Raw genomic sequence first — 22,588 nt, 5'->3', positions numbered from 1 at the left:
GGCATTTTTTCTCCGGCGGTCGTGTCTGCCTGCCGGGCAAGATCGAGGTTAGGCAGCTTGAAAAGCATAATCAAGCATATTATGATCATGCTAATTGAATACGGAAAACGGCTGTATTCCGCCAGAAAACACACGATCAGGGAGGAGACGCATGCTCGAAGGTAAATCCGTCGTCGTCACCGGCGCCGGGCGCGGCATCGGCCGCGACATAGCCCTTCTGCTCGCCGCCAAGGGTGCTAAGGTGATGGTCAACGACCTCGGCGGCTCGGACAAGGGCGACGGTGCCGACGATGCGCCGGCGCGCGAGGTGGTCCGCGAAATCGAGGCCGCGGGCGGCGAAGCGGTCGCCGATTTCGGCGACGTCTCGCAGCTGGACGATGCCGAGGCGATGATCGAGACCGCCGTCCGCCAGTTCGGCCGGATCGACGGCGTGGTCAACAATGCCGGCATCCTGCGCGACATGATCTTCCACAAGATGACCCCCGAAGCCTGGCAGGCGGTCATCTCGGTGCATTTGAACGGATCGTTCAACACCTCCTATGCCGCTGCCCGCCATTTCCGCGAGCAAGGCTCGGGCCGTTTCGTGCACTTCACCTCGACCTCGGGGCTGATCGGCAATTACGGCCAGGCGAACTACGCCGCCGCCAAGCTCGGCATCGTCGGCCTGTCCCGGTCGATCGCGCTCGACATGGCCCGCTTCGGCGTCACCTCGAACTGCATCGCCCCCTTCGCCTGGAGCCGGCTGATCGGCACCATCCCGGTGACCAACGAGGCCGAGATGGCACGGGTGCAACGGATCAAAGAAATGACGCCGAACAAGATCGCGCCCCTGGTCGCGGCCCTGCTCTCGGACCAGTCGGCCGACGTCACCGGCCAGATCTTCACCGTGCGCAACAACGAGATCTTCCTGATGAGCCAGCCGCGTCCGGTGCGCTCGGCCCATCGCTCGGAAGGCTGGACGGCCGAGACCGTGCTCTCCCACGCGCTGCCGGCCATGCGCGCCGGTTTCACCCCGCTCGAACGTTCGGGCGACGTCTTCTCGTGGGATCCCGTCTGATCCTCCGCCCCACCCGATCCAACCCGGTCTGCAACATCGGGGGCCGGTCGCTTGCCGCCCCCGCCGCTGCGCCATAGATTGGGGACCGCTCCTCTCCGAAAGCCCTCTGCCGGAATGACACGCATGTCGAAGGCCCGCGCCAAAGCAGACAAGGACAACCCCGTCTTCCAGGACATCGCACGCTTTCGTGCGCTGATCTTCGACCGGCTGCTGAAGCCGCATGATCTGACCATGTCCCAGGGCTGGGTTCTGGTGCATCTGTTGCGCGAGAACGGGCTCAGCCAGTCGGAACTCGCCAACCGGCTGGAGATTGCGACCGTCACCACCGGCAAGCTGATCGACCGGCTGGAAGAACGCGGCTTCGTGGAGCGCCGCCCCCATCCCGAGGATCGCCGGGCGAAGCTGGTCTTCGCCACCGACCTCGCCAAGCCGGCGGTCAAGTTCCTGACCCGCTGCATCGGCGAGGTCGACAAGATCGCCTTCGCAGGCATGAGCGACGAGGACGTCGCCTTCATGCGCGACCGTCTGGATCTCGTCCGCGAGAACCTGCTGAAGGCGTGCAACCGGGGCTGAACCGGCCCCCCGCACGGGTATCACACATGACCGAGACTGATCCGGGCGCGCCCCCTCTTGCGGGGCTGCGCGTGGTCGAGTTCGCCGGTATCGGGCCCGGCCCCTTCGCGGGCATGATGCTCGCCGACATGGGGGCCGAGGTGCTCAGGGTCGAGCGGGCGGGCGACATGCGGCCGGGGGCCGCCACCGACGTGCTCGCCCGCGGCCGCCGCTCCGTCGCCCTCGACCTCAAGACCGATGCCGGCCGCGCGGCGGCCCTTGCCCTCATCGACCGCGCGGATGCGATGATGGAGGGCTACCGCCCGGGCGTTATGGAACGTCTGGGCCTCGGCCCCGACATCTGCCGGGCCCGCAATCCCCGGCTGGTCTATGGCCGGATGACCGGCTGGGGCCAGACCGGCCCCGCTGCGGCCGCCGCGGGACATGACCTCAATTACATCGCGCTCTCGGGTGCGCTCTGGGCGATGGGCGATGCCGACCGGCCGCCGCCGGTGCCGCTCAACATCGTCGGTGATTTCGGCGGCGGCGGCATGCTGCTGGCCTTCGGCATGGTCACGGCCCTGCTGAAAGCCGCCCGCACCGGCCGGGGCGACGTGGTCGATGCGGCGATCTGCGATGGCACCGCGGTACTGATGGCGATGACCTTTTCGATGCGCGCCGCCGGCCTCTGGTCGGACCGACGCGCCGACAACAAGCTGGATGGCGGGGCGCCCTGGTACGGCGTCTATCGCTGTGCCGATGACGGCTGGATCACCATCGGCGCGCTGGAACCCAAATTCTGGGCCCTGCTGCTGGACAGGCTGGGGCTCGATCCCGCGGCGATCGGCGACCGGAACCGGCGCGAGGACTGGCCGCGGATGCGCAGCATCCTGGCCGAGACCTTCGCAGGCCGGCCCCGCGCCCATTGGCAGGCGCTGCTTGAGAACACCGATGTCTGCTTCGCGCCGGTGCTCTCGCCCATGGAAGCACCGGACCACCCCCACAACCGTGTCCGCGGCATCTTCGTCACCCGCGACGGCGTGGTCCAGCCGGCGCCGGCCCCGCGCTTCGCCGAGGCCCGCACGCCCCTGCCCGCCCCGCCGCCGGTGCCGGGGGCCGATACCGCAACCGCCCTTGCCGACTGGGGCCTGGATCCGGCCCTGCTGGCGCAGCTCGGCTTTTCCAAAACCGGCTGAGCCCCCTCCGCTACCGGCTGCTTGCGCCGGCATGATGAGCTTGCTCAAATTGAGCCTGATAAGACGGATCAACCGTCCGGGAGGAAACGATGATCGATCACGACCGCCTGCTCGCGCGGACGTTCCCGCCGGTCGAGCAGGTCTATGACCATCGCGACAGCATTCTCTATGCCCTCGGTCTCGGCATCGGCAGCGACCCGCTGAACCCGGCCGCGCTGGGCGTCACCTATGAACGCGCCCCGGATTTCGCCGCCCTGCCGACCATGGTCGTGGTTCTGGGCTCGTCCGGGTTCTGGGCGATGGAGCCCGACACCGGCATCACCTGGCAGCAGCTGCTGCATGGCGAACAGGCGATCACCCTGCATGGCTCCCTGCCGCCGGCCGGCCGGCTGACCGGCCGCACCCGGATCACCGGCATCGTCGACAAAGGGCCGGGTCGTGGCGCGCTGATCTACTCCGAGCGCAGCCTGACCGATACTGCCACGGGCCGGCTGATCGCCACCATCGAGGTCACCAGCTTCGCCCGTGCCGATGGCGGCTTCGGCGGCCCGGCCGGCCCGGTCAAGACCCCCCAGCCCACGCCGGAGCGCGCACCCGATGCCGTGCACGAACACGCCACCCTGCCGCAATCGGCCCTGATCTACCGGCTGTCGGGCGATCCCAACCCGCTGCATGCCGACCCGGCTGTGGCGCGGGAGGCCGGGTTCGACCGGCCGATCCTGCACGGGCTGTGCAGCTATGGCGTCGCCGGCTGGTCGATCCTGCAGGCGACCGGCGGCGGCGATCCGGCCCGGCTGACCGCGCTGTCGGCCCGGTTCTCGTCCCCGGTTTTCCCGGGCGAGACGCTCCGCACCGAGATCTGGCGCGAAGGACCGGAAGATTACGCCTTCCGCACCCGCGTTCCCGCCCGCGACGTGACCGTGCTCAGCCACGGCCGGGCGCGCCTTGCCGCCTCTGCCCGCTCTTCCGACTCCGCCCGCCCGACCGAAGGATCCGCCCGATGAGCTTGGCCGACCGCCCCCTGCCCAAACCCATGCCCGAAACCCGGCATTACTGGGAGGGCGCCCGCGAAGGCCGGCTGGTCCTCCAGTCCTGCCAGGACTGCACCACCGCCTATTTCCCCCCGCGGCCCTTCTGCCCGCACTGCGGATCCCGCGCGGTGAAGACCTTCGACGCCAGCGGCCGCGGCCGGCTGTACAGCTTCATCATCAACCACCTGCCCGCCCCCGGCTATGACGGGCCGTTCATCGTGGCGGCGGTGGAGCTGGAGGAAGGGCCGCGGATGATGGCCAACATCGTCGACTGCCCGGCCGACCCGGCCGCGCTTGCCATCGACATGCCGCTTGAGGTGACCTTCGAACGGCGCACCGACGAGATCACCGTGCCCCAGTTCCGGCCCGTTCGGGGAGACGCCCGATGACCCGCGCCCGCATCGCCATCGTCGGTGCCGCCGAGACCACCCGCCTGGGCAAGATCCCCGACCTCAGCCAGACCGGGCTGCATGCCGATGCCGCCCTCAACGCGCTGGCCGATTGCGGCCTCACCGTCCGCGATGTCGACGGCATCGCCACCGCCGGCCATGATGCCGCCGAAATCGCTCAGTATCTGGGCCTCACCCCCACCTGGCTCGACGGGACCTCGGTCGGCGGCTGCAGCTTCATCGCCCATGTCCGCCATGCCGCGGCCGCGATCGAGGCGGGGCTGTGCCGCACGGTGCTGATCACCCATGGTGAAAGCGGCCGCAGCGGCCATCGCGGCCACCGGCCGATCTTCCCGGCCATGCAGCAGCAGGAATTCGAAACCCCCTATGGCGTCACCCTGCCCCCGACCCGCTTCACCCTGCCGGTCGCGCGCAAGATGGCGAAGGATGGGCTGACGGAAGAACAGCTGGCGGCGGTAGCGGTGGCCCAGCGGGACTGGGCGTCGAAACATCCCCGTGCCGGCTTCCGCGACCCGATCACCGTCGACGACGTGCTCGGCAGCCGGATGATCGCATGGCCCTTCCGTCTGCTGATGTGCTGCCTGGTCTCGGATGGCGGCGGCGCGCTGGTGCTGACCTCGGCCGAGCGGGCCGGGGATTTTCCAACGAAGCCGGTCTATCTGCGCGGCACCGGGGGCGAAAGCGCCGAGGGGCCGATGGTCTCGCAGATGGAGGATTTCACCTCCTCGCGCGCCTTCCGCACCTCCGGGCGGCTGGCGTTCGAAAGTGCCGGCATCACCCATGCCGATGTCGACCATCTGATGATCTACGACGCCTTCGCCCATCTGCCGATCTACGGGCTGGAAGATCTGGGCTTCGTCGGCCGCGGCGAGGGGGGAGCCTTCATCGCCGAGGGCCATACCCGCCCGGGCGGCAGGCTGCCGATGAATACCAATGGCGGCGGGTTGAGCTACGCCCATTCGGGCATGTACGGCATGTTCGCCCTGCAGGAAGGTGTGCGCCAGGTGCGCGGTACCTCGCCCGCCCAGGCCGGCGAGGTGAAAGTCTCGGTCGTCCATGGCGTGGGCGGCATGTTCTCGGCCGCGGCAACCGCCGTGCTGACCTCGGAGGACCGGTGGTGAGCCGGGATCTGAGATCGCGCGGGGATTTCGACGGCCGCACGGTGGTGGTCTCAGGGGGAACCAGCGGCATCAATCTGGGCATCGCCCGTCATTTCGCCGCGGAAGGTGCGCGGGTCTTCGTCTTCTCGCGCAGCGCCGACAAGGTCCGTGCGGCGGTGGCGGAACTTGCAGGCTCCGGCGCCGGGGCCGACGGCATTGCCGCCGATGTCCGTGACGCCGCAGCGGTCGAGGCGGCGCTCGCCGCCGCGGCCGACCGCTTCGGGCCGATCGATGTGCTGGTCTCGGGCGCTGCGGGCAATTTCGTCGCCCGCGCCGCCGATATCAGCTCCAACGGCTTTCGTGCGGTGCTGGAGATCGACCTGCTCGGCACCCATCACGTGATGCGGGCGGCCTGGCCGTATCTGAGGAAGCCGGGGGCCGTGGTCATCAACGTCTCGGCCGCACAGGCGAGCGTTGCCATGATCGGCCAGGCCCATGTCTGCGCCGCCAAGGCCGGGGTCGACATGATCACCCGGACACTGGCGCTGGAATGGGGCCCGGCGGGGGTGCGGGTGAATTCGGTGGTCCCGGGGCCGATCGCCGATACCGAGGGCGTGCGCCGGCTGATGCCGGACGCGGCGAGTGCCCGCGCAAAAATGGACGCCATCCCGCTTCGGCGCATGGGCACCACGCAGGACGTCGCCAACCTCTGCGGCTTCCTGGCATCGGACCGCGCCTCGTGGATCACCGGCGCAGTGATCCCGGTGGATGGCGGGTCGATCCTGAACCCGATGCCCGGCCGGCTTGCCGACATCGTCGGGGTCTGATCTGATCTGAACTCAACTGACAAGACCAGGGAAACGCCATCATGCCTCAGCCACAGTTGATTCCGCCCGCGATTCCGGGCGAAGCCTTCATCGGCTTTGCCCGTCGTCTGGCGAACAATGCCGCCCGCTTCCCGGGCGCACCGGCGGTGATCGACGAAAACCGCCGCCTCGACTGGGGCAGTTTCGCAGAACTGGTCGCCCGTATTGCCGGCGGACTGACGATGCACGGCATCGGCCGTGGCGACATGGTGGCGACCCTCGCCTCGAACTCGGTTGAGCATATCGCGGTCTATTGCGCGATCATCCACGCCGGCGCCTGCGTGGTGCCGCTGCCCTGGAGCGCCACCGAGGCGGCGCTGCAACTGATGCTCAAGGATTGCGGCGCCCGCATCCTGTTCGCCTCGGCCGCCCATGCCGAAACGGCCCGCCGGCTCGGTGCCGAAGAGCTGGTGATGGTCGAGGCGCTGGAAAACTGGATCAGCTGGGCCCGCCCCATCCAGCCGGTCGACGTGCGGCCCACCGCTCTGATCAACATGATCTATTCCTCGGGCACGACCGGTGCGCCCAAGGGCATCGTGCACGACCAGCGCTTCCGGGCGCGCCAGGCCGGGCGGGTCGCGCAGTATGGCGTGAGGCCGGGCGCGCGGTCGCTGATCTCGACGCCGCTCTATTCCAACACCACGCTGTTCCTGGCCCTGCCGACCCTCGCGAGCGGGGCCACTCTGATCTCGATGAGCAGGTTCGATACGACGCGCTTCCTGGAGGTCGCCCAGGTCGAACATGTGACCCATGCCGTGCTGGTGCCGGTGCAATACACGCGGCTGATGGACACGCCGGGCTTCGATGCGGCCAATCTTTCCACTTTCGTCTGCAAATTCTCCACCTCGGCGCCGCTGCCGGCCGCGATGAAGGCGCAGGTGATGGCACGCTGGCCCGGCAATCTGATCGAGCTCTACGGCATGACCGAAGGCGGGGTGTCGGTGATGCTCGACTGCGCGGCCCATCCCGACAAGCTCGACACCGTCGGCCGCCCCTCGCCCGGTGCCGATATCCGGATCATCGACGAGGACGGCAACGAGCTGCCGCCGGGGGCGTTCGGCGAGATCGTCGGCCGCTCCGGCGCGATGATGCAGCGCTATCACAACCAGCCAGAGAAAACCGCCGAGATCATCTGGCGGAGCCCGGAGGGGCTGGATTTCATACGCTCGGGCGATATGGGCCGTTTCGACGCCGACGGCTTCCTGCAGCTGCTCGACCGCAAGAAGGACATGATCATCTCGGGCGGCTTCAACATCTATGCGACCGACCTGGAAGCGGCGCTGCGCAGCCACCCGGCCGTGGCCGATGTGGCGGTGATCGGCGTGCCGAGCGATGCCTGGGGGGAAACCCCGCTCGGCCTGGTGGTGCTGCGGCCGGGCCACGATGCCACGCCCCAGGCGCTGTGCGACCACGCGAATGCGCAGCTGGGCAAGACCCAGCGGCTGTCGGCGGTAGAACTGCGCGACAGCCTGCCGCGCAGCGAGATCGGCAAGGTGCTGAAGCGGGAACTGCGCGCGCCCTATTGGGCGAAGGCGACCGCCTGAACGCAGAACGCCCCGGCCCGCATTGCAGGCCGGGGCGTTCTGCGTTCAAGGGTTGCGCCATCAGCGGGCGATCGCGAAGCGCCGCTCGATATAGTCCATCACCGACTGCACCGCCTCTTCGATCGACAGACGGCCGGTATCCACCACCAGTTCGGGCGCCGCCGGCGGCTCGTAAGGGGCGTCGATGCCGGTGAAGTCGCGGATCTCGCCGCGCCGCGCCTTGGCATAGAGCCCCTTCGGGTCGCGGCCCTCGCAGACATCCAGATCGGCGCGGACATGGACCTCGTGAAAGCCCGCCCCGGCAGCGGATCGGGCCCGCTCGCGATCGGCCCTGTAGGGCGAGATGAAGGCGGTCAGCACCAGGAAGCCGGCTTCGGCGAACAGGGCCGCGACCTCGCCCACCCGGCGGATGTTTTCGGTGCGGTCCTCGGGGCTGAAGCCCAGATTGGCGTTCAGGCCGTGGCGGACATTGTCGCCGTCGAGCACGAAGACCTGATAGCCCTTGGCAAAGAGCCGCTGTTCCAGCTCGATCGCCAGCGTCGACTTGCCGGCCCCCGACAGGCCGGTCAGCCAGAGCACCCCGCCGGTATGGCCGTTGCGCCGCGCCCGCGCCTCGGCGGTCACCCGGTGTTCGACCGCGGTGATGTTGGTCGATTTACGGGTCACGGCGCTGCGCTGATCGGGATAGCCGTCCATCGCGATGATGCCGCCGCCGACGGTATCGTAGTCTTCGATCAGCACGAAGCGGCCGGTATTGGGCAGGTCGCGGAATTCATCCAGCGCCAGCAGGCCGCGCGAGCGCAGCACCACTTCGGCGACCGCGTTGCGTTCCACCACCTGCGGCTGATCCCCCTGATCCGCCCCGGCCAGGCTGCCGGCATCGATCACCTTCTCGATCCGGTCGACCGTCACCCGCACCTGACGGGTGGCGAGTTTCATCAGGTAACCGGCACCGACGGTGAGCGGCGTACGCCCCAGCCAGAACAGCCGCGCGCGGAACACGTCGGTCTCGACCGGCGGCATTTCGACATGGCTGATCACGTCACCGCGTTCGATGAAGATCTGCTCGTCGAAGGTGATCCCGACGCTGCGCCCGGTGCCGGCCACGACCGGCGGCACGCCCTTGCCCCAATGCTCGATCGTCTGCACCCGCACGGTCTTGTTGGCGGGGGACACCATGATCGTATCGCCGACCGCCAGCCGGCCACTTTCGATCCGGCCGACGATGATCCGGCGCTCGTCGAATTTATAGACATCCTGCACCGGCAGGCGCAGCGGCCGGTCGTCAAGCGCCGGGGCCGGTACGAAACCGTCCAGCGCGTCCAACACGGTCGGGCCGCTGTACCAGGGCATGGTGTCGCGCGCCCGCTCGACGATATTGCCGCCCTCGCGCGCCGCCACCGGCCGAAATAGGTGGCCGTGACGCCGATCCCGGCCAGATAGTCGGTATATTCGGCGACCACCGCGTCATAACGGGCCTGGTCGTAGCCGACCAGATCCATCTTGTTGACGACCACCGCGATCTGGCGCAAGCCCAGCAGGTGCAGCAGATAGCCATGGCGGCGCGACTGCTCGCGCACGCCCTCGGCCGCATCGATCACCAGCACCGCGGCCTCGGCCGCGGCGGCGCCGGTGATCATGTTCTTCAGGAATTCCTTGTGCCCCGGCGCATCGATGATGACGTAGTCGCGGCGCGCGGATTTGAACCAGATCTGGGCCGAATCGATGGTGATGCCCTGGTCGCGCTCGGCCTTGAGCGCATCCATGACGAAAGACCATTCGAAAGGCATGCCCCGGCGCTCGCTCATCGCGCGGATGGCATCGACCCGGCCTTCGGGCAGCGAGCCGCTGTCGTTGAGCAGGCGGCCGACCAGGGTCGACTTGCCATGATCGACATGGCCGACGATCACGATGCGCATCAGCCGGCGGTCGATCGCGGCGCGCAGATCGTCGTCTTCTGCCAGGACGGGCTGGAGGGTATCGGCAGTCATGGGCTGGGCTCCGTCCCGATCACATATAGCCTTCGGCGCGCAGGCGCTCGAAGGCATCTTCGGATTCCTTGTCCTGGGCACGGCCGGCGCGCTCGGAGGTGCGGGTGGTCTCAAGCTCCGCCACGATCTCGGCCACGGTCGATGCCGTGCTGCGGATCGGCAGGGTGCAGGGCGCGCAGCCGAGCGAGCGGTAGCGCAGCCCGTCCTGATTGGCGAAATAGAGGGTCACCACCGGGATCTCCTCGCGCTGGATGTAGCGCCAGATGTCGACCTCGGTCCAGTGCAGCAGCGGATGGATGCGCACCGAGGTGCCGGCCGGGAATTCGGTCTTGAACTGGTCCCAGAACTCCGGCGGCTGATCCTTGACGTTCCAGGCATTGTCCTGGCCGCGCGGGCTGAACACACGCTCCTTCGCGCGCGTGCCCTCTTCATCGCGGCGGATGCCGGCGATGACGCCGGTGAAGCCGTGAGTGTCGAGCAGCGACTTCAGCCCCTCGGTCTTCAGCGCCGAGCAGCAGACCACGCGGCCGCGGGTGTGGTTCATACCCGCATCCAGCGCCGCCCGGTTCTGGCCGACGATCAGGTTCAGCCCCCATTCCCGCGCCATCCGGTCGCGAAATTCGATCATCTCGGGGATCTTGTACGAGGTGTCGACGTGGAGCACGGGGAAAGGCACATGGCCGAAGAAGGCCTTGCGGGCCAGCCAGACCATGACATTGCTGTCCTTGCCGATCGACCACAGCATTGCGAGCTTGTCGATGCGGTTGAACGCCTCGCGCAGGATGTAGATGCTCTGCGCCTCAAGACGGTCGAGATGATCCATGGAATCCTTCGCTCCTCATGCCCAGGCTGGCGTCGGCGAACGAGGCTGGCGGACAGGCGGGCGGGGTTCGGGTGCGGGCGGTGGATGTGGTTTCCGGCCCCACAGAAATCATGTTCCCGACAGATTGTCCAGGCCCTAATCGGATATTGATTTATTTAACAATTAATATTTGTTTTTTGATGCCGGGGGCGGATGCTGCATCGCGGGCGCGGATGCTGTAGCTTTGGCGCGCTTTCCATGCGATGCGACCAGAGGGTCCGCCTGATATGAGCCATTCTGCCACAAGACGTTTCCGTTCGATCCTGCTGCTGCCGGCCCTGCTGCTCTCCGCCTGCACGGGCAAAGGTGAATTGCCTGCGCCCTTCGATACCCTCCAGGCAGTCTTCTTTCGGAATTCGGCGCCAACGGCGGAAGAGATCGACGTGGACAAGCTGCCGGTCTCTGCCATCCTGGTGGAGTTCGGCCGTGGCTCGGCTCGTGTCGCACTGGCCGATACCCGGGATGGCACGCTGGTCTGGCGGGCCCGCGACCGCGCGGAAGTCCACACCCGTCAGGGCATCCTGGTCCGTACCGTCGGACTGCCGGACAATCTGCGAGTCGTCAGGTTCGAAGGTCTGCCTGGCGGTCTCACTACGCCGGTTCCCGATGCAGCCGGTGCTGGCGGGTATATCAGGCTGTTCGATATGCCAAGCCGGAGGCTGTACGACATCCGTGCCGACTGCAAGTTGGAAGAGGCCGGACAGGAGCAGGTGACCGTGGGCAAGTACACGTTCGATACCAGCGTCTATGACGAAGACTGCACGGTCGAAAGCATGCGCTGGCGGTTCACGAACCGGTACTGGTACGAGTCTGAAAGCAAGCGGATCTGGCGGAGCCGGCAGGTCATCTCCCCGGAACTGGGCACCATGGAAATCACACTGCTACGCCCTGCGCAAATTCCCTGAGCGGGACGGCCTGAAAGCTCTCCCTTGAACAGACGAAAGGCGGCCCCGTTTCCAGGGCCGCCTTCCGTCTCGTCAAACCATCGACGGATCAGCGAGCAGTGCTGGTCGCAGTCGAGGTCGAAGTGCCGCTATCGTCGTCGTCCGAGGCAATGATGGCAATCGCCACGGCGGCGGCAGCGCCACCACCGACGGCCAGGCCGGTCAGCTCGTCGTCGAACAGATAGCCCGCCTCATCGTCGGTGTTGTTCGCCGGCGGCGGAGTCTGCGCCAGCGCGATGCCGGCCGAGCCCGCGAGAGCGAGCGCAACCGCAAGAGCGCGGATCGAGGTCTTGATCATGATATGATCTCCGATATTCCCCATGGGGTAGGTGCTAGCGTTAACAGTTATACGGCACGCGCGTGCCGCCGGGCAACCCGATACCGTGTCGCAATACCCATGCTGCATTGCACAGCAGGGCTGAGTCCACCCCCGGGGCGGGGCCGCAGGTGTGAGTTTTCCGCGGCACGGGCCGATTGATTGCAGAGATGCAACAGGTTATGCAGAAACGCCGACCGGCGCAGGGCCGGTATGACAGAAGGCGCAGCAGCGCAGGAGAAATGCCATGATCGTCGTGACCGGCGGCGCCGGCTTCATCGGCTCCAACATTCTGGCCGGGCTTGAAGCCCGCGGCCATGACGACCTGGTGGTGGTCGATACCCTGGGCACCGACGACAAGTGGCGCAACATCGCCAAGCGTGCACTTGCCGATGTGGTGCGCCCTGAGCGGATCTTCGATTTCCTGAATGCACGGGCAGGCGAGATCGAGGCCGTGGTCCATATGGGCGCCATTTCCTCGACCGAAGAGCGCGACGCCGACGTGATCGTCGCCAACAATATCCGTCTGACGCTCGATCTGGTCGACTGGTGCGCGCGCCATGGCGTACGGCTGATCTATGCCTCCTCGGCAGCCACCTATGGCGATGGCGCACTCGGCTTCGACGATGATGGCGAGGCGGGCGCGCTGGCCGGCCTGCAGCCGCTGAACGCCTATGGCTGGTCGAAGCACATGGTCGACCGGCGGATCACCGCGCTCCGCGCCCGGGGCGCCGCCCTGCCGCCGCAATGGGCCGGTCTCAAATTCTTCAACGTCTACGGGCCCAACGAATACCACAAGGGCGGCCAGCGCAGCGTCGCCCATCAGGTGTTCTGCCGGATCCGCGACGGCGGCCATGCCCGGCTGTTCCGCAGCCACCGCCCCGACTATCCCCATGGCGGACAGCTGCGCGATTTCGTCTGGGTGGGCGACTGCGTGGCCGTGGTCGAATGGCTGCTGGAAACACCCGAAGCCAGCGGCCTGTTCAATGTCGGCTCGGGCAAGGCCCGCAGCTTTGCCGACCTCGCCCGCGCCGTCTATGCCGCGATGAACCTGAAGCCCGAGATCGAGTTCGTCGACATGCCCGAACATCTGCGCGAGAAGTATCAGTACTTCACCGAGGCAAAGATCGGCCGCCTGCGCGCCGCCGGCTTCACCCGGCCCACGACCGAGCTTGAGGACGGCATCGCCTCCTATGTCCGGGATTATCTTCTGAACGCCGACCCTTACGTCTGAGGGCCGTGGATCAGACGGCGGTGGTCGAGAACTCGGCCGGCGAAGTGATTTCGAGCATTTCGAGATCGTCGGAGCCGGCCTCCAGTTCATGGGCGATGCCAGGCGGCTGATAGACACAGTCGCCGGCGGCAAGCGTCACCTGACCGGTGCCTTCGTACCAGAACCGCACCCAGCCCTTCAGGACGTAGACCATCTGAAAGTCCAGCCTATGAGCATGGCGGCCGGTGCCGCCGGTGACGGCTTCCGAGGCCCGGATGACATGGGCGTGGAAGCGGCCCCGGGTGGCGGTGCCGATCGCAAGGTCGCGATAGGTGAAGAAGGCCCTGAGGCCGTCCCCCTCGAAATGCCCCTCGGCGGCGCGGGCGATGGTGACCCGCGGGCCCGCCTCCGATGCATCTGCCGGCGCATCTGCGGGTGTGGTCGTGGCGGTGGCGACGGTCATGACGGTTCTGTCCTCCCTGGCGGCCGCTTCGTCCGGCGGCATGTTCCCTTGCCCATGATCATCGGCTGCCGGGGAGACGGCGTCAAACGAGCGTTCGAGCGATGGCCGCGTCTTGTCACCCGCGGTCCCGCCCCCTATCGTGGCCGCAGCCGGCAGATGGCCGGCCGATCAGCCAGGACCGGGCTCATGGATCTCGACGCCGCCTTCGATGCCGACGCCTTCTTCGATGCAGAACTGGAGGAACATGCACAGGTCGCCGCCCGCACCCGCGCGGCCCTGAAGCAGCCCTTCATCCGCTGGGTGGAGATGGCGCTGGCCACGATCCAGGGCGGCGGCAAGATCATGTTCTTCGGCAATGGCGGCTCGGCCTCGGACGCCCAGCATCTGGCGACCGAACTGGCGGTGCGCTATCGCCGCGACCGCGCGCCGATCGCTGGCCTTGCGCTGACCACGGATACCTCGGCACTCACCGCCATCGGCAACGATATGGGCTTCGATCAGCTCTTTGCCCGCCAGATCCTGGCGCTGGGTCGGTCGGGCGACATGGCGGTGGGCATCACCACCTCGGGCCGCAGCCCCAATGTGCTGATCGGCCTGGATGCCGCCCGCACTGCCGGCATCACCACCGTCGCCCTCACCGGCCGCGACGGCGGCGACACGCTGAGCCGCGCCGATCTGGCCCTGGTGGTGCCGAGCGAGACCACCGCCCGCATCCAGGAGATGCACATCATGCTGGGCCAGATGCTCTGCGGTGCGCTCGAAATCGGCCTCGGCCTGGTGGCCCAAGAACCGCGCGCCTGACCGGCACATTGCCCCACCTTTCAGACCGGACCCCGACCCGATGACGATCCGCCCCGCCCGTGCCGACTTCCTCGATCTCGACCGCGGCTTCGCTGCGGTCAATGTGGCGGTGATCGGCGATGTGATGCTCGATCGGTTCGTCTATGGCAAGGTGGAGCGGATCTCGCCCGAGGCGCCGATCCCGGTGCTGCGGGTCGACCGCCGCACCACCATGATCGGCGGGGCCGGCAACGCCGCCCGCAATGTCGCCTCGCTTGGTGCGACCGCCCGGCTGGTGGCGGTGGTCGGGCCCGATGCCGCAGCCGACGAGCTGCGCGGCCTGTTCGATGCCGAAGCCCGGATCAGCGGCGATCTGGCCGTCGACCCCGAGGGCGGCACCATCGTCAAGACCCGCTATGTGGCGCAAAGCCAGCAGCTGCTGCGCTCGGACGAAGACGGCACCGGCCGCCTGTCGCCGGCCGCCCGCGCCGGGCTGCTGGCGGCGGTCGACGCGGCGATTGCCGATGCCGGCATCGTGCTGCTGTCGGATTACGGCAAGGGCGTGCTGGCCCCCGACATCGTGACCGCGATCATGACGCGCTGTGCCGCCGCAGGGCGGCCGGTCGTGGTCGACCCCAAGGCGCGGGATCTCAGTCGCTATCGGGGCGCCATGGTGCTGACCCCGAACGCGGTCGAACTCGCAGCCGCAGCGGGTGAACCGGTCGACCCGGCCGATGATCATGCCGTGAGCCGCGCGGCCCTGGGGCTGGTGCGCGCCAACGGCTTTCCCTATCTGGTCGCCACCCGCGGGGCCCATGGCGTCAGCATCGTGGGCGCGGACGGGTCGGCGGTGCATCTGCCGGCCCGGGCGCGCGAAGTGTTCGACGTCTCCGGCGCCGGCGATACGCTGGTGGCGGCCCTGGCCTGCGGCCTTGCGGCCGGCGGATCGATCGTCGATGCGGTCCAGTACGCCAATGCCGCCGCCGGCGTGGTGGTCGGCAAGCTCGGCACCGCCACGGTCACCCCCACCGAGGTGCGGGCGGCCGTGGCGGGCGATGCCGAGGCGAAATCGGTCGCAGCCGGCGGTGCCGCCCGCCATGCGCCGGTCTTCACCGATGCCGCCGCGGCGGCCCGGCTTACCGCCGCCTGGCAGGCCGAAGGCCTGAAGGTCGGTGTCACCAATGGCTGTTTCGACCTGCTGCATCGCGGCCATCTGGACGTCATCGCCCGGGCACGGGCCGCCTGCGACCGGCTGGTGGTGGCGGTCAATGCGGATGTCTCGGTCAGGCGGCTGAAGGGCCCGACCCGGCCGGTCCAGGACCAGGAGACCCGCGCCGCGGTGCTGGCGGCGCTAGCCGATGTCGATCTGGTGCTGATCTTCGCCGAAGAAACCCCGGCCGGGCTGATCAGGGCGATCGGCCCCGATCTGCTGGTCAAGGGCGGCGACTACACACCCGAAACCGTGGTCGGCGCCGATGTGGTGACCGCCCGCGGCGGCCGGGTGATGATCGTGCCGATCCTGCCCGGCCATTCGACCACGGCCACCGTCGCCCGCATCGCTGCCGGCGGCGACTGACGCGTCAGCCGATCTCCATCAGCGCAAGCGTCGCCCCGGTCAGTGGATGGCCGTCTTCGCCCAGCGCTTCCACTGCGCTCATGTGATGGCGGCCGGGCAGATCGACGGTGGCGATGCGTGCGCCCGCAGCCGACCAGCGGCGGGCGAAATCCCGGCTCTGGCGATGGAACTCGGCCGATTCATCCCCGCCCACTGCCAAAACCAGCCGGGTATCCGGGCCCGGCACGGCAAAATGCGGGCTGGCGGCACGCGCCGTGGCGGGGGTCAGCCCCAGGCGGGCGTTGATGGTGGTATCGATCAGCGGCTCCAGATCGAACACGCCGCTGATCGCGACGCCGCCGGCAATCGGGCTGCCCTCGATCTCAGGGGCATATGCCTGCCAGGGCGTGGCTGCCAGCTGGCCCACGATCTGCCCGCCCGCCGAATGGCCGGTAACCACGATCCGGCTGCGGTCGATGCCCAGCACCGGCGCCAGACGCCAGAGCAACAGCACCGCCTCACGCGCTTCCGCGGTGATGCCGGCCACCGTGGTCGCCGGGCAGAGGGTGTAGTCCACTACCGCCACCGCTGCGCCGCGCACAACATAGGGCCGGGCCAGATGGGTGAAATCATCCCGCCCCATGGCCTGCCAGTAGCCGCCGTGGAAGAACACCATCAGCGGCACCGGTCCGGCGCCGGTGCGTGACGGCGGCAGGATCAGGTCCAGCAGCTGATCCGCCCGCCGGCCGTAGACCAGCCCGCGCCGCAACAGGCCAGCCCGTTCGAAATCCTGCCGGGCCGCCGCCGCCTCCGCGGCCCAGCGGGCAAAGATCCGGGCGTGATCGGGCACGGCGGCCCGGGCATTGTATTCGCGTTCGGCATCGATGGCGGGGCGGGGTTCGAAATCGGTCATGGCTGCGGGAACATTCCAGGCGGTTCAACGGTATCGATCTACGATAACGTCCCGCGCGGCCGCTGGCTGCGGCGAAGTGGCACCCAGCTTCGTCGATGACCGGGGCTTTTCGGTGACCGGCCTTGTCCCTCCCGTCACCTGTGCCCACCTGACGCGGGCTCGCCTCATCAACGACGGAGCCTTCATGTTCGAGTGGATCGTGTCGACGGTCTCGTCCGCCGGCTATATCGGTGTCTTTCTGCTGATGGCGGCGGAGAACATCTTCCCCCCGATCCCCTCGGAACTGATCATGCCTCTGGCAGGTTTCGTGGCGGCGCGCGGCGAGCTGGACATCCTGGGCGTGATCGCCGCCGGCACGGCGGGATCGGTGGCGGGCACCCTGCCCTGGTACTGGCTGGGCCGCGCCTTCGGCCTGGCCCGCATCCGCCGCCTGGCCGAACGGTGGGGCCGGTGGGCGACGGTATCGCCCGACGAGGTCGACAAGGCCAATGGCTGGTTCGAGCGTCATGGCGGCAGCGCGGTGTTCTTCGGCCGGCTGATCCCGGCGATCCGCACCCTGATCTCGGTACCGGCCGGCATCGCCCGCATGCCGCTGCCGCGCTATCTGGCCTGGTCCACGGCGGGCTCCGCCATCTGGACCGCCCTGCTGGCCGGCGCGGGCTATGCGTTGGAAAGCCAGTACGAACTGGTCGCCGCCTATATGGATCCGGCCTCGAAGGTCATCGTCGCGGCACTGGTGCTGGTCTATGTCTATCGCGTGGTGACCCACCGGGGGTGACGCGGTCACCTGCCCGATCTATCCTGCACCTCCACCAGAACAGGCGCGGGTCTGCTGCACGGCGTCCACGCAGCCGCATGAGGAGGATGCCCGAATGGATGGGATCGAGGGGCGCTTCATCGCCAACGGACCGGTCAGGCTGCATGTGATCGAGGCGGGCCAGGGCGAGCCGGTGATCTTCGTGCATGAATTCGCCGGCGACCGGCGGAGCTGGGAGCCGCAGATGCGGCGCTTCGCCCGCAGCCACCGCGTCATCGCCTATGACGCCCGCGGCTATCCGCCCTCGGACGTGCCCGAAGAGCCCGACGCCTATGGCCAGGAGATGGCCGTCGACGACATCCGGGCGGTGATGGATGGCCTCGGCATCGATCGGGCCCATCTGGTGGGATGCAGCATGGGCGGGTTCGCGGTGCTGCATTTCGGCCTGACCCATCCGGCGCGCGCCCTGTCGATCACCGCGATCGGGGCAGGCTATGGCGCCGAGCCCGAGCTGCGCGAGAGCTTTGCCGCCAATTGCGAGGCCACGGCCGACCGGATTCTGGCCGACGGGCTGGAAGCCGCGGGGCGGAGCTACATGAATTCCCCCGGCCGCCGGCCCTTCGCGACCAAGGATCCGCGCGGCGCCAACGAGGCCTTCCGGGTGTTCCTGGACCATTCGCCGCTGGGCGCGGCACTGACGCTGCGCCGCTACCAGGCACGCCGGCCGTCGCTTTTCGCGCTGGAAGACCGGTTCCGGACCATGACCGTTCCGGTGCTGCTGATCGTCGGCGATACCGACACCCCGGCGATCCGCGCCAATCTGTTCCTGAAAGAAACCCTGCCCTCGGCCGGGCTGGCCGTGCTGCCGATGACCGGCCATGCCGCCAATCTGGAAGAGCCGGAGCTGGTCAATCGCCTGCTCGCCGACTTCTTCGCCGCCACGGAACATGGCCGATGGCCGGTCCGGGATGCGGAACAGGCGGCCGATGACGGCGATGTGCTCGGCATGGGCGGCGGCCGCTGAACCGCCGGGGCCGGCCCGGGACATTTCGCCCTTCCAATTAGAGACCATTTGGTCAAAATTCGAGCGATCCGGCGCAGCCGCTGCCCATGCCGCAGGCAATTACCGCCGGTCATGCGCCGGGCCACCGGATTCCCACGCGGCGGCCTGCGGTTTTGGCGGTACTGGCCCGGTCCTTGCGTTATCATGCAAGTTCCGCGACACCCTTCGGAGATCGCTCGTCCATGTTGCTCGCAAAGCTCAAGGCCGCGGCCGTTGCCGCTTCGGTCGCCCTGGCGGCACTGACCGCCGCCGAGGCATCGGCCGCCGACAAGATCAAGGTCGCCAGCGTCTACACCGTGCCGATCGAGCAGCAGTGGGTGAGCCGCATCCACATCGCCCTCGATGCCGCGGCCAAGCGCGGCGACATCGACTATGAATGGTCAGAATCGGTCTCGAATGCCGACTATGAGCGCGTGATGCGTGAATATGCCGAAAAGGGCGTCGACATGGTGGTCGGCGAGGCCTTCGCCGTGGAACAGGCTGCCCGCCGCGTCGCCCGCGACTATCCTGAGACCGCCTTCCTGATGGGCTCGTCCTTCAAGCCGCAGGCGCCGAACTTCTCGGTCTTCGACAACTACATCCAGGAGCCGGCCTATCTGACCGGCATGATCGCGGGCGGCATGACGAAGTCGAACGTGATCGGCGTGGTCGGCGGCTTCCCGATCCCCGAGGTCAACCGGCTGATGAACGCCTTCATGGCCGGCGCGCTGGAGGTCAATCCGGACGTCAAGTTCATGGTCAGCTTCATCGGCTCGTGGTTCGATCCGCCGAAGGCCAAGGAAGCCGCTTTTGCCATGATCGAGCGCAAGGCCGACGTGCTCTATGCCGAACGCTTCGGCGTGTCGGATGCCGCCAAGGAGCGCGGCGTTCTGGCGATCGGCAACGTGATCGACACCCAGGCCCAGTATCCCGACACCGTCGTGGCCTCGGCGCTCTGGCATATGGAACCCACCATCGACGCGGCGATCGCGGCGGTGAAGGCCAAGAGCTTCAAGGCCGAGGATTACGGCCACTATTCCAACATGAAGCCGGGCGGCGCCTCGCTTGCCCCCTATGGCACCTTCGAGGACAAGATCCCGGCGGAGCTGAAGGCGAAGGTCGAGGCGAAGAAGGCGGCGATCCTGGACGGCAGCTTCACGGTCGAGGTGAACGACGCCGAACCGAAGCCCACGATGTGAGCTTTCAGGCCCGGCCATGAACGACCTTGGGAGGGGCGGGCGACCGCCCCTCTCGCCATCCGGGATCCCGCCGGCGGCGTGTCACACATGCGGCAGGCCAGAAACGCGACGGTCCAGAAACGCGAAGGGCCTCATGACCAGATCTGCCGACCCGTCCGTCACTGAGCCATCCGGAGCGGAAAGGGCACCGGAAACCGTGCTCCGGCTCTCGGGCATCACCAAGCGGTTCGGCGCGCTGACCGCCAATGACGCGATCGACCTCGATCTGCGCCGCGGCGAGATTCTGGCCCTGTTGGGCGAGAACGGCGCCGGCAAGACCACGCTGATGAGCATCCTGTTCGGCCATTACGTGGCCGACGAGGGCCGGATCGAGGTCTTCGGCGACCCTCTGCCCGCAGGCTCGCCCAAGGCTGCGATCGCGGCCGGGCTCGGCATGGTCCACCAGCATTTCACCCTGGCCGAGAACCTGTCGGTGCTCGACAACGTCACCATCGGCACCGAGCCGCTGTGGAAACCCGGGCGCGACCGCGCCGGCGCCCGCCGACGGATCGCAGAGCTGGGGCAGCGCTTCGGCCTGGCCGTCGATCCCGATGCCCGGGTGGGCGCGCTGTCGGTGGGCGAGCGGCAGAAGGTCGAGATCCTGAAGGCGCTCTATCGCGATGCCCGGATCCTGATCCTGGACGAGCCCACCGCCGTGCTGACCCCGCAGGAAAGCGAACGCCTGTTCGTCACGCTGCGTGCCATGGTCGCCGACGGGCTGTCGATCATCTTCATCAGCCACAAACTGCCCGAGGTGATGGCGGTGAGCGACCGGGTCGCGGTGCTGCGCGCCGGCCGGATGATCGATCAGCGCCCGGCCGCCGGCCTCGACCGGGCCACGCTGGCCGAGCTGATGGTCGGCCGCAAGGTCTCAAGGCCCCGCCATACCGCGGCAAACCCGGGGGCCCCGGCTCTGGTCTTCGACCGGGTCTCGGCCACCGGCGCCGGCGGCAAGCCGAAACTGCACGAGGTGTCGCTGACCGTGCATGCGGGCGAGATCGTCGGCATCGCCGGCGTCTCGGGCAATGGTCAGTCGCTGTTGGCCGACCTGGCGGCCGGCATGGCCCGGGTCGAGGCCGGCCGGCTGACCATCCTGGACCACGAGACCCGCAGACCCGATCCGGCGGCGATGGTCCGGCTGGGCGTGGGCCGCATCCCGGAAGACCGCCATGCCGAGGGGCTGGTCGGCGACATGAATGTCTGGGAGAACGTGATCGCCGAGCGGCGCAACCGCCCGGAATTCTCGCGCTGGGGCTTTCTGCGCCGCGCCACCGCCCGCGCCCATGCCGCCGAGTTGGTGCGTGATTTCGAGGTGCGCTGCCCGTCGGTCGATGCGACCGTGCGCCAGCTGTCGGGCGGCAACATGCAGAAGCTGATCCTTGGTCGCGCGCTCGCCCTGCATCCGGGGCTGATCCTGGCCAATCAGCCGACCCGCGGCCTGGATATCGGCGCGGTCGCCTATGTCCATCAGCGCCTGCTCGAAGCCCGCGACGGCGGCGCCGCGATCCTGCTGATTTCCGAGGATCTGGACGAGATCCTGGCCCTTTCGGACCGGGTGGCGGTGATCCATGCCGGCCATCTGACCCCCGCCCGCCCCAGGGCCGAGGTCACCGTCTCGGGCCTCGGCCTGCTGATGGCCGGCGCCGGTGATCCCGATGCCGGCGATCCCCACCCGACCACGCCAGAGGCCGCCCATGCGTCTTGAACGCCGCGCCGAAACCCCGCCGCTTCTGTCGGTGGCGGTGCCGGTGCTGGCACTGCTCGCCGCCTTCATCATCGGCACCCTGCTGATCATGATCTCGGGCGCCTCGGTGCCCGCCGCCTATGCCGCGATGGCCGAGGGCGCCTTCGGCAGCCGGTTCGCGCTGACCGAAACCCTGACCCGCGCCGCACCGCTGATGCTGACCGGGCTTGCCGCCGCGGTCGCCTTCCGCGCCCGGCTGTGGAATATCGGCGCCGAGGGCCAGCTCTATGGCGGCGCGCTGGCGGCCGTCTGGATCGGCACGGCGCCGCTCGGCATTCCCGATACCCTGCTGCTGCCGGCGGTGATCCTGGCCGGCGCCGTCGCGGGCGGTCTGCTGCTGCTCGGCCCCGCGGTGCTCAAAACCCGTTTCGGCGTCGACGAGGTGGTGACGACCCTGCTGCTCAATTTCATCGTGCTGCTCTTCGTCTCGATGATGATCGAAGGGCCGATGAAGGACCCCATGGCCATGGGCTGGCCACAGAGCGAGACCCTGCCGATGGCGGCGGAACTACCCCGGCTGATCCCGCGCACCCGCCTGCATGCCGGGCTGATCATGGCGCTGGTCGCGGCCGGGCTGATCTATGTGATGATGACCCGCACCGTGCTGGGCTTCGAGATGCGGGCGGTGGGCGCCAGCCCGCGGGCGGCGCGCTTCGCCGGCATGGGGGTCGGCCGGGTGATGCTGCTGGTGGCGCTGATCTCGGGCGGTCTCGCCGGTCTCGCCGGCGTGAGCGAGGTGGCCGGCCGCACCGGCTATCTCACCCTCGACATGTCGCCGGGCTATGGCACCGGCGGTGTGGTGGTCGCCATGCTCGCCCAGTTGCACCCTCTGGGCGTGGTACTGGGAGCGCTGATGGTCGCCAGCATTTTCGTCGGCGCCGATGCGATGAGCCGCGCGGTGGGGGTGCCCACCTATATCGCCGATGTGCTGGTCGCCGTGTCGCTGCTCTGCATGCTGACCGCCATGCTCTTCGCCCGCTATCGCCTGCGTCGCGGCTGATCCGGAGGTCCCGA

General features: G+C 68.3%; 23 protein-coding genes. 17 read left to right on the top strand and 6 right to left on the bottom strand.

Annotated features, from left to right (window positions below):
• Positions 1-151 precede the first annotated feature (151 nt).
• The 8 genes from TMO_RS03530 to TMO_RS03495 all read left to right on the top strand — a co-directional run bounded on the left by TMO_RS03530 (position 152) and on the right by TMO_RS03495 (position 7,756).
• The gene (locus TMO_RS03530; RefSeq protein ID WP_014744215.1) at positions 152-1,057 is read left to right on the top strand and encodes an SDR family NAD(P)-dependent oxidoreductase; all 906 of its coding nucleotides are present in this window, start codon (positions 152-154) and stop codon (positions 1,055-1,057) included.
• 123 nt (positions 1,058-1,180) lie between these two features.
• Positions 1,181-1,630: a MarR family winged helix-turn-helix transcriptional regulator gene (locus TMO_RS03525; RefSeq protein WP_014744214.1), complete on the top strand. Its 450-nt coding sequence runs from the start codon at positions 1,181-1,183 to the stop codon at positions 1,628-1,630.
• Positions 1,631-1,656: 26 nt separating this feature from the next.
• Positions 1,657-2,805, top strand: a complete 1,149-nt coding sequence (locus TMO_RS03520; RefSeq protein WP_014744213.1) for a CaiB/BaiF CoA transferase family protein — start codon at positions 1,657-1,659, stop codon at positions 2,803-2,805.
• Between the two features lie 89 nt (positions 2,806-2,894).
• Complete coding sequence (locus tag TMO_RS03515) at positions 2,895-3,809, top strand: MaoC/PaaZ C-terminal domain-containing protein (RefSeq protein ID WP_014744212.1); 915 nt, start codon at positions 2,895-2,897, stop codon at positions 3,807-3,809.
• Positions 3,806-4,225 carry a Zn-ribbon domain-containing OB-fold protein gene (locus TMO_RS03510; RefSeq protein ID WP_014744211.1) on the top strand — a complete coding sequence of 140 codons (420 nt, stop codon included), beginning with the start codon at positions 3,806-3,808 and terminating at the stop codon, positions 4,223-4,225. The genes TMO_RS03515 and TMO_RS03510 overlap by 4 nt, the downstream gene beginning before the upstream one ends.
• Positions 4,222-5,367 carry a thiolase C-terminal domain-containing protein gene (locus tag TMO_RS03505; protein WP_014744210.1) on the top strand — a complete coding sequence of 382 codons (1,146 nt, stop codon included), beginning with the start codon at positions 4,222-4,224 and terminating at the stop codon, positions 5,365-5,367. The genes TMO_RS03510 and TMO_RS03505 overlap by 4 nt, the downstream gene beginning before the upstream one ends.
• Positions 5,364-6,173, top strand: a complete 810-nt coding sequence (locus TMO_RS03500; RefSeq protein ID WP_014744209.1) for an SDR family oxidoreductase — start codon at positions 5,364-5,366, stop codon at positions 6,171-6,173. The genes TMO_RS03505 and TMO_RS03500 overlap by 4 nt, the downstream gene beginning before the upstream one ends.
• Positions 6,174-6,214: 41 nt before the next feature.
• Positions 6,215-7,756 carry a class I adenylate-forming enzyme family protein gene (locus TMO_RS03495; RefSeq protein WP_014744208.1) on the top strand — a complete coding sequence of 514 codons (1,542 nt, stop codon included), beginning with the start codon at positions 6,215-6,217 and terminating at the stop codon, positions 7,754-7,756.
• 60 nt (positions 7,757-7,816) lie between these two features.
• On the opposite strand, the gene cysC is transcribed toward TMO_RS03495, so the two are convergent.
• The 3 genes from cysC to cysD form a co-directional block, all read right to left on the bottom strand.
• Positions 7,817-8,695 (bottom strand): adenylyl-sulfate kinase, encoded by an 879-nt coding sequence (gene cysC, locus TMO_RS31985; protein ID WP_416069004.1) that lies wholly within the window; start codon positions 8,693-8,695, stop codon positions 7,817-7,819.
• 98 nt (positions 8,696-8,793) lie between these two features.
• Positions 8,794-9,747, bottom strand: coding sequence for a GTP-binding protein (locus TMO_RS31980; protein ID WP_014744206.1), 954 nt, complete (start codon positions 9,745-9,747; stop codon positions 8,794-8,796).
• Positions 9,748-9,766: 19 nt separating this feature from the next.
• Complete coding sequence (gene cysD, locus TMO_RS03485) at positions 9,767-10,570, bottom strand: sulfate adenylyltransferase subunit CysD (protein ID WP_014744205.1); 804 nt, start codon at positions 10,568-10,570, stop codon at positions 9,767-9,769.
• 266 nt (positions 10,571-10,836) lie between these two features.
• On the opposite strand from cysD, the gene TMO_RS03480 reads away from it, so the two are divergent.
• Positions 10,837-11,514 carry a YjbF family lipoprotein gene (locus TMO_RS03480; RefSeq protein ID WP_014744204.1) on the top strand — a complete coding sequence of 226 codons (678 nt, stop codon included), beginning with the start codon at positions 10,837-10,839 and terminating at the stop codon, positions 11,512-11,514.
• A gap of 88 nt (positions 11,515-11,602) precedes the next feature.
• On the opposite strand, the gene TMO_RS03475 is transcribed toward TMO_RS03480, so the two are convergent.
• Complete coding sequence (locus TMO_RS03475) at positions 11,603-11,851, bottom strand: hypothetical protein (protein ID WP_014744203.1); 249 nt, start codon at positions 11,849-11,851, stop codon at positions 11,603-11,605.
• Positions 11,852-12,116: 265 nt separating this feature from the next.
• On the opposite strand from TMO_RS03475, the gene rfaD reads away from it, so the two are divergent.
• Positions 12,117-13,103: an ADP-glyceromanno-heptose 6-epimerase gene (gene rfaD / locus TMO_RS03470; protein WP_014744202.1), complete on the top strand. Its 987-nt coding sequence runs from the start codon at positions 12,117-12,119 to the stop codon at positions 13,101-13,103.
• A 10-nt stretch (positions 13,104-13,113) separates the two neighbouring features.
• Here the strand turns inward: rfaD and TMO_RS03465 are convergent, their stop codons facing one another.
• On the bottom strand, positions 13,114-13,545 hold the full coding sequence (locus TMO_RS03465; RefSeq protein ID WP_014744201.1) for a cupin domain-containing protein: 432 nt from the start codon (positions 13,543-13,545) through the stop codon (positions 13,114-13,116).
• 186 nt (positions 13,546-13,731) lie between these two features.
• Here TMO_RS03465 and TMO_RS03460 point away from each other — a divergent pair, with 186 nt between their 5' ends.
• Both TMO_RS03460 and rfaE1 read left to right on the top strand, forming a co-directional pair.
• The gene (locus TMO_RS03460; protein WP_014744200.1) at positions 13,732-14,346 is read left to right on the top strand and encodes an SIS domain-containing protein; all 615 of its coding nucleotides are present in this window, start codon (positions 13,732-13,734) and stop codon (positions 14,344-14,346) included.
• A gap of 40 nt (positions 14,347-14,386) precedes the next feature.
• Positions 14,387-15,901, top strand: a complete 1,515-nt coding sequence (gene rfaE1 / locus TMO_RS03455; RefSeq protein ID WP_014744199.1) for a D-glycero-beta-D-manno-heptose-7-phosphate kinase — start codon at positions 14,387-14,389, stop codon at positions 15,899-15,901.
• 4 nt (positions 15,902-15,905) lie between these two features.
• Here the strand turns inward: rfaE1 and TMO_RS03450 are convergent, their stop codons facing one another.
• Positions 15,906-16,793 carry an alpha/beta hydrolase gene (locus TMO_RS03450; RefSeq protein WP_014744198.1) on the bottom strand — a complete coding sequence of 296 codons (888 nt, stop codon included), beginning with the start codon at positions 16,791-16,793 and terminating at the stop codon, positions 15,906-15,908.
• 184 nt (positions 16,794-16,977) lie between these two features.
• Between TMO_RS03450 and TMO_RS03445 the strand changes: the two genes are divergently transcribed.
• The 5 genes from TMO_RS03445 (at position 16,978) to TMO_RS03425 (ending at position 22,574) form a co-directional block, all read left to right on the top strand.
• Positions 16,978-17,571 carry a DedA family protein gene (locus TMO_RS03445; RefSeq protein WP_014744197.1) on the top strand — a complete coding sequence of 198 codons (594 nt, stop codon included), beginning with the start codon at positions 16,978-16,980 and terminating at the stop codon, positions 17,569-17,571.
• Between the two features lie 94 nt (positions 17,572-17,665).
• Positions 17,666-18,574, top strand: coding sequence for an alpha/beta fold hydrolase (locus tag TMO_RS03440; RefSeq protein ID WP_014744196.1), 909 nt, complete (start codon positions 17,666-17,668; stop codon positions 18,572-18,574).
• A 221-nt stretch (positions 18,575-18,795) separates the two neighbouring features.
• The gene (locus TMO_RS03435; protein ID WP_014744195.1) at positions 18,796-19,791 is read left to right on the top strand and encodes a BMP family protein; all 996 of its coding nucleotides are present in this window, start codon (positions 18,796-18,798) and stop codon (positions 19,789-19,791) included.
• Positions 19,792-19,924: 133 nt separating this feature from the next.
• Positions 19,925-21,535 carry an ABC transporter ATP-binding protein gene (locus tag TMO_RS32525; protein ID WP_051045295.1) on the top strand — a complete coding sequence of 537 codons (1,611 nt, stop codon included), beginning with the start codon at positions 19,925-19,927 and terminating at the stop codon, positions 21,533-21,535.
• The gene (locus TMO_RS03425) at positions 21,525-22,574 is read left to right on the top strand and encodes an ABC transporter permease (protein WP_014744193.1); all 1,050 of its coding nucleotides are present in this window, start codon (positions 21,525-21,527) and stop codon (positions 22,572-22,574) included. Before TMO_RS32525 ends, TMO_RS03425 begins: the two co-directional genes overlap by 11 nt.
• The last annotated feature ends 14 nt before the right edge of the window (positions 22,575-22,588 follow it).

Origin of the sequence: Tistrella mobilis KA081020-065, assembly GCF_000264455.2 — a bacterium.
In the GTDB taxonomy this organism is placed as follows: Bacteria; Pseudomonadota; Alphaproteobacteria; order Tistrellales; family Tistrellaceae; genus Tistrella; species Tistrella mobilis.
This window is presented reverse-complemented; position numbering and strand designations above follow the sequence as displayed.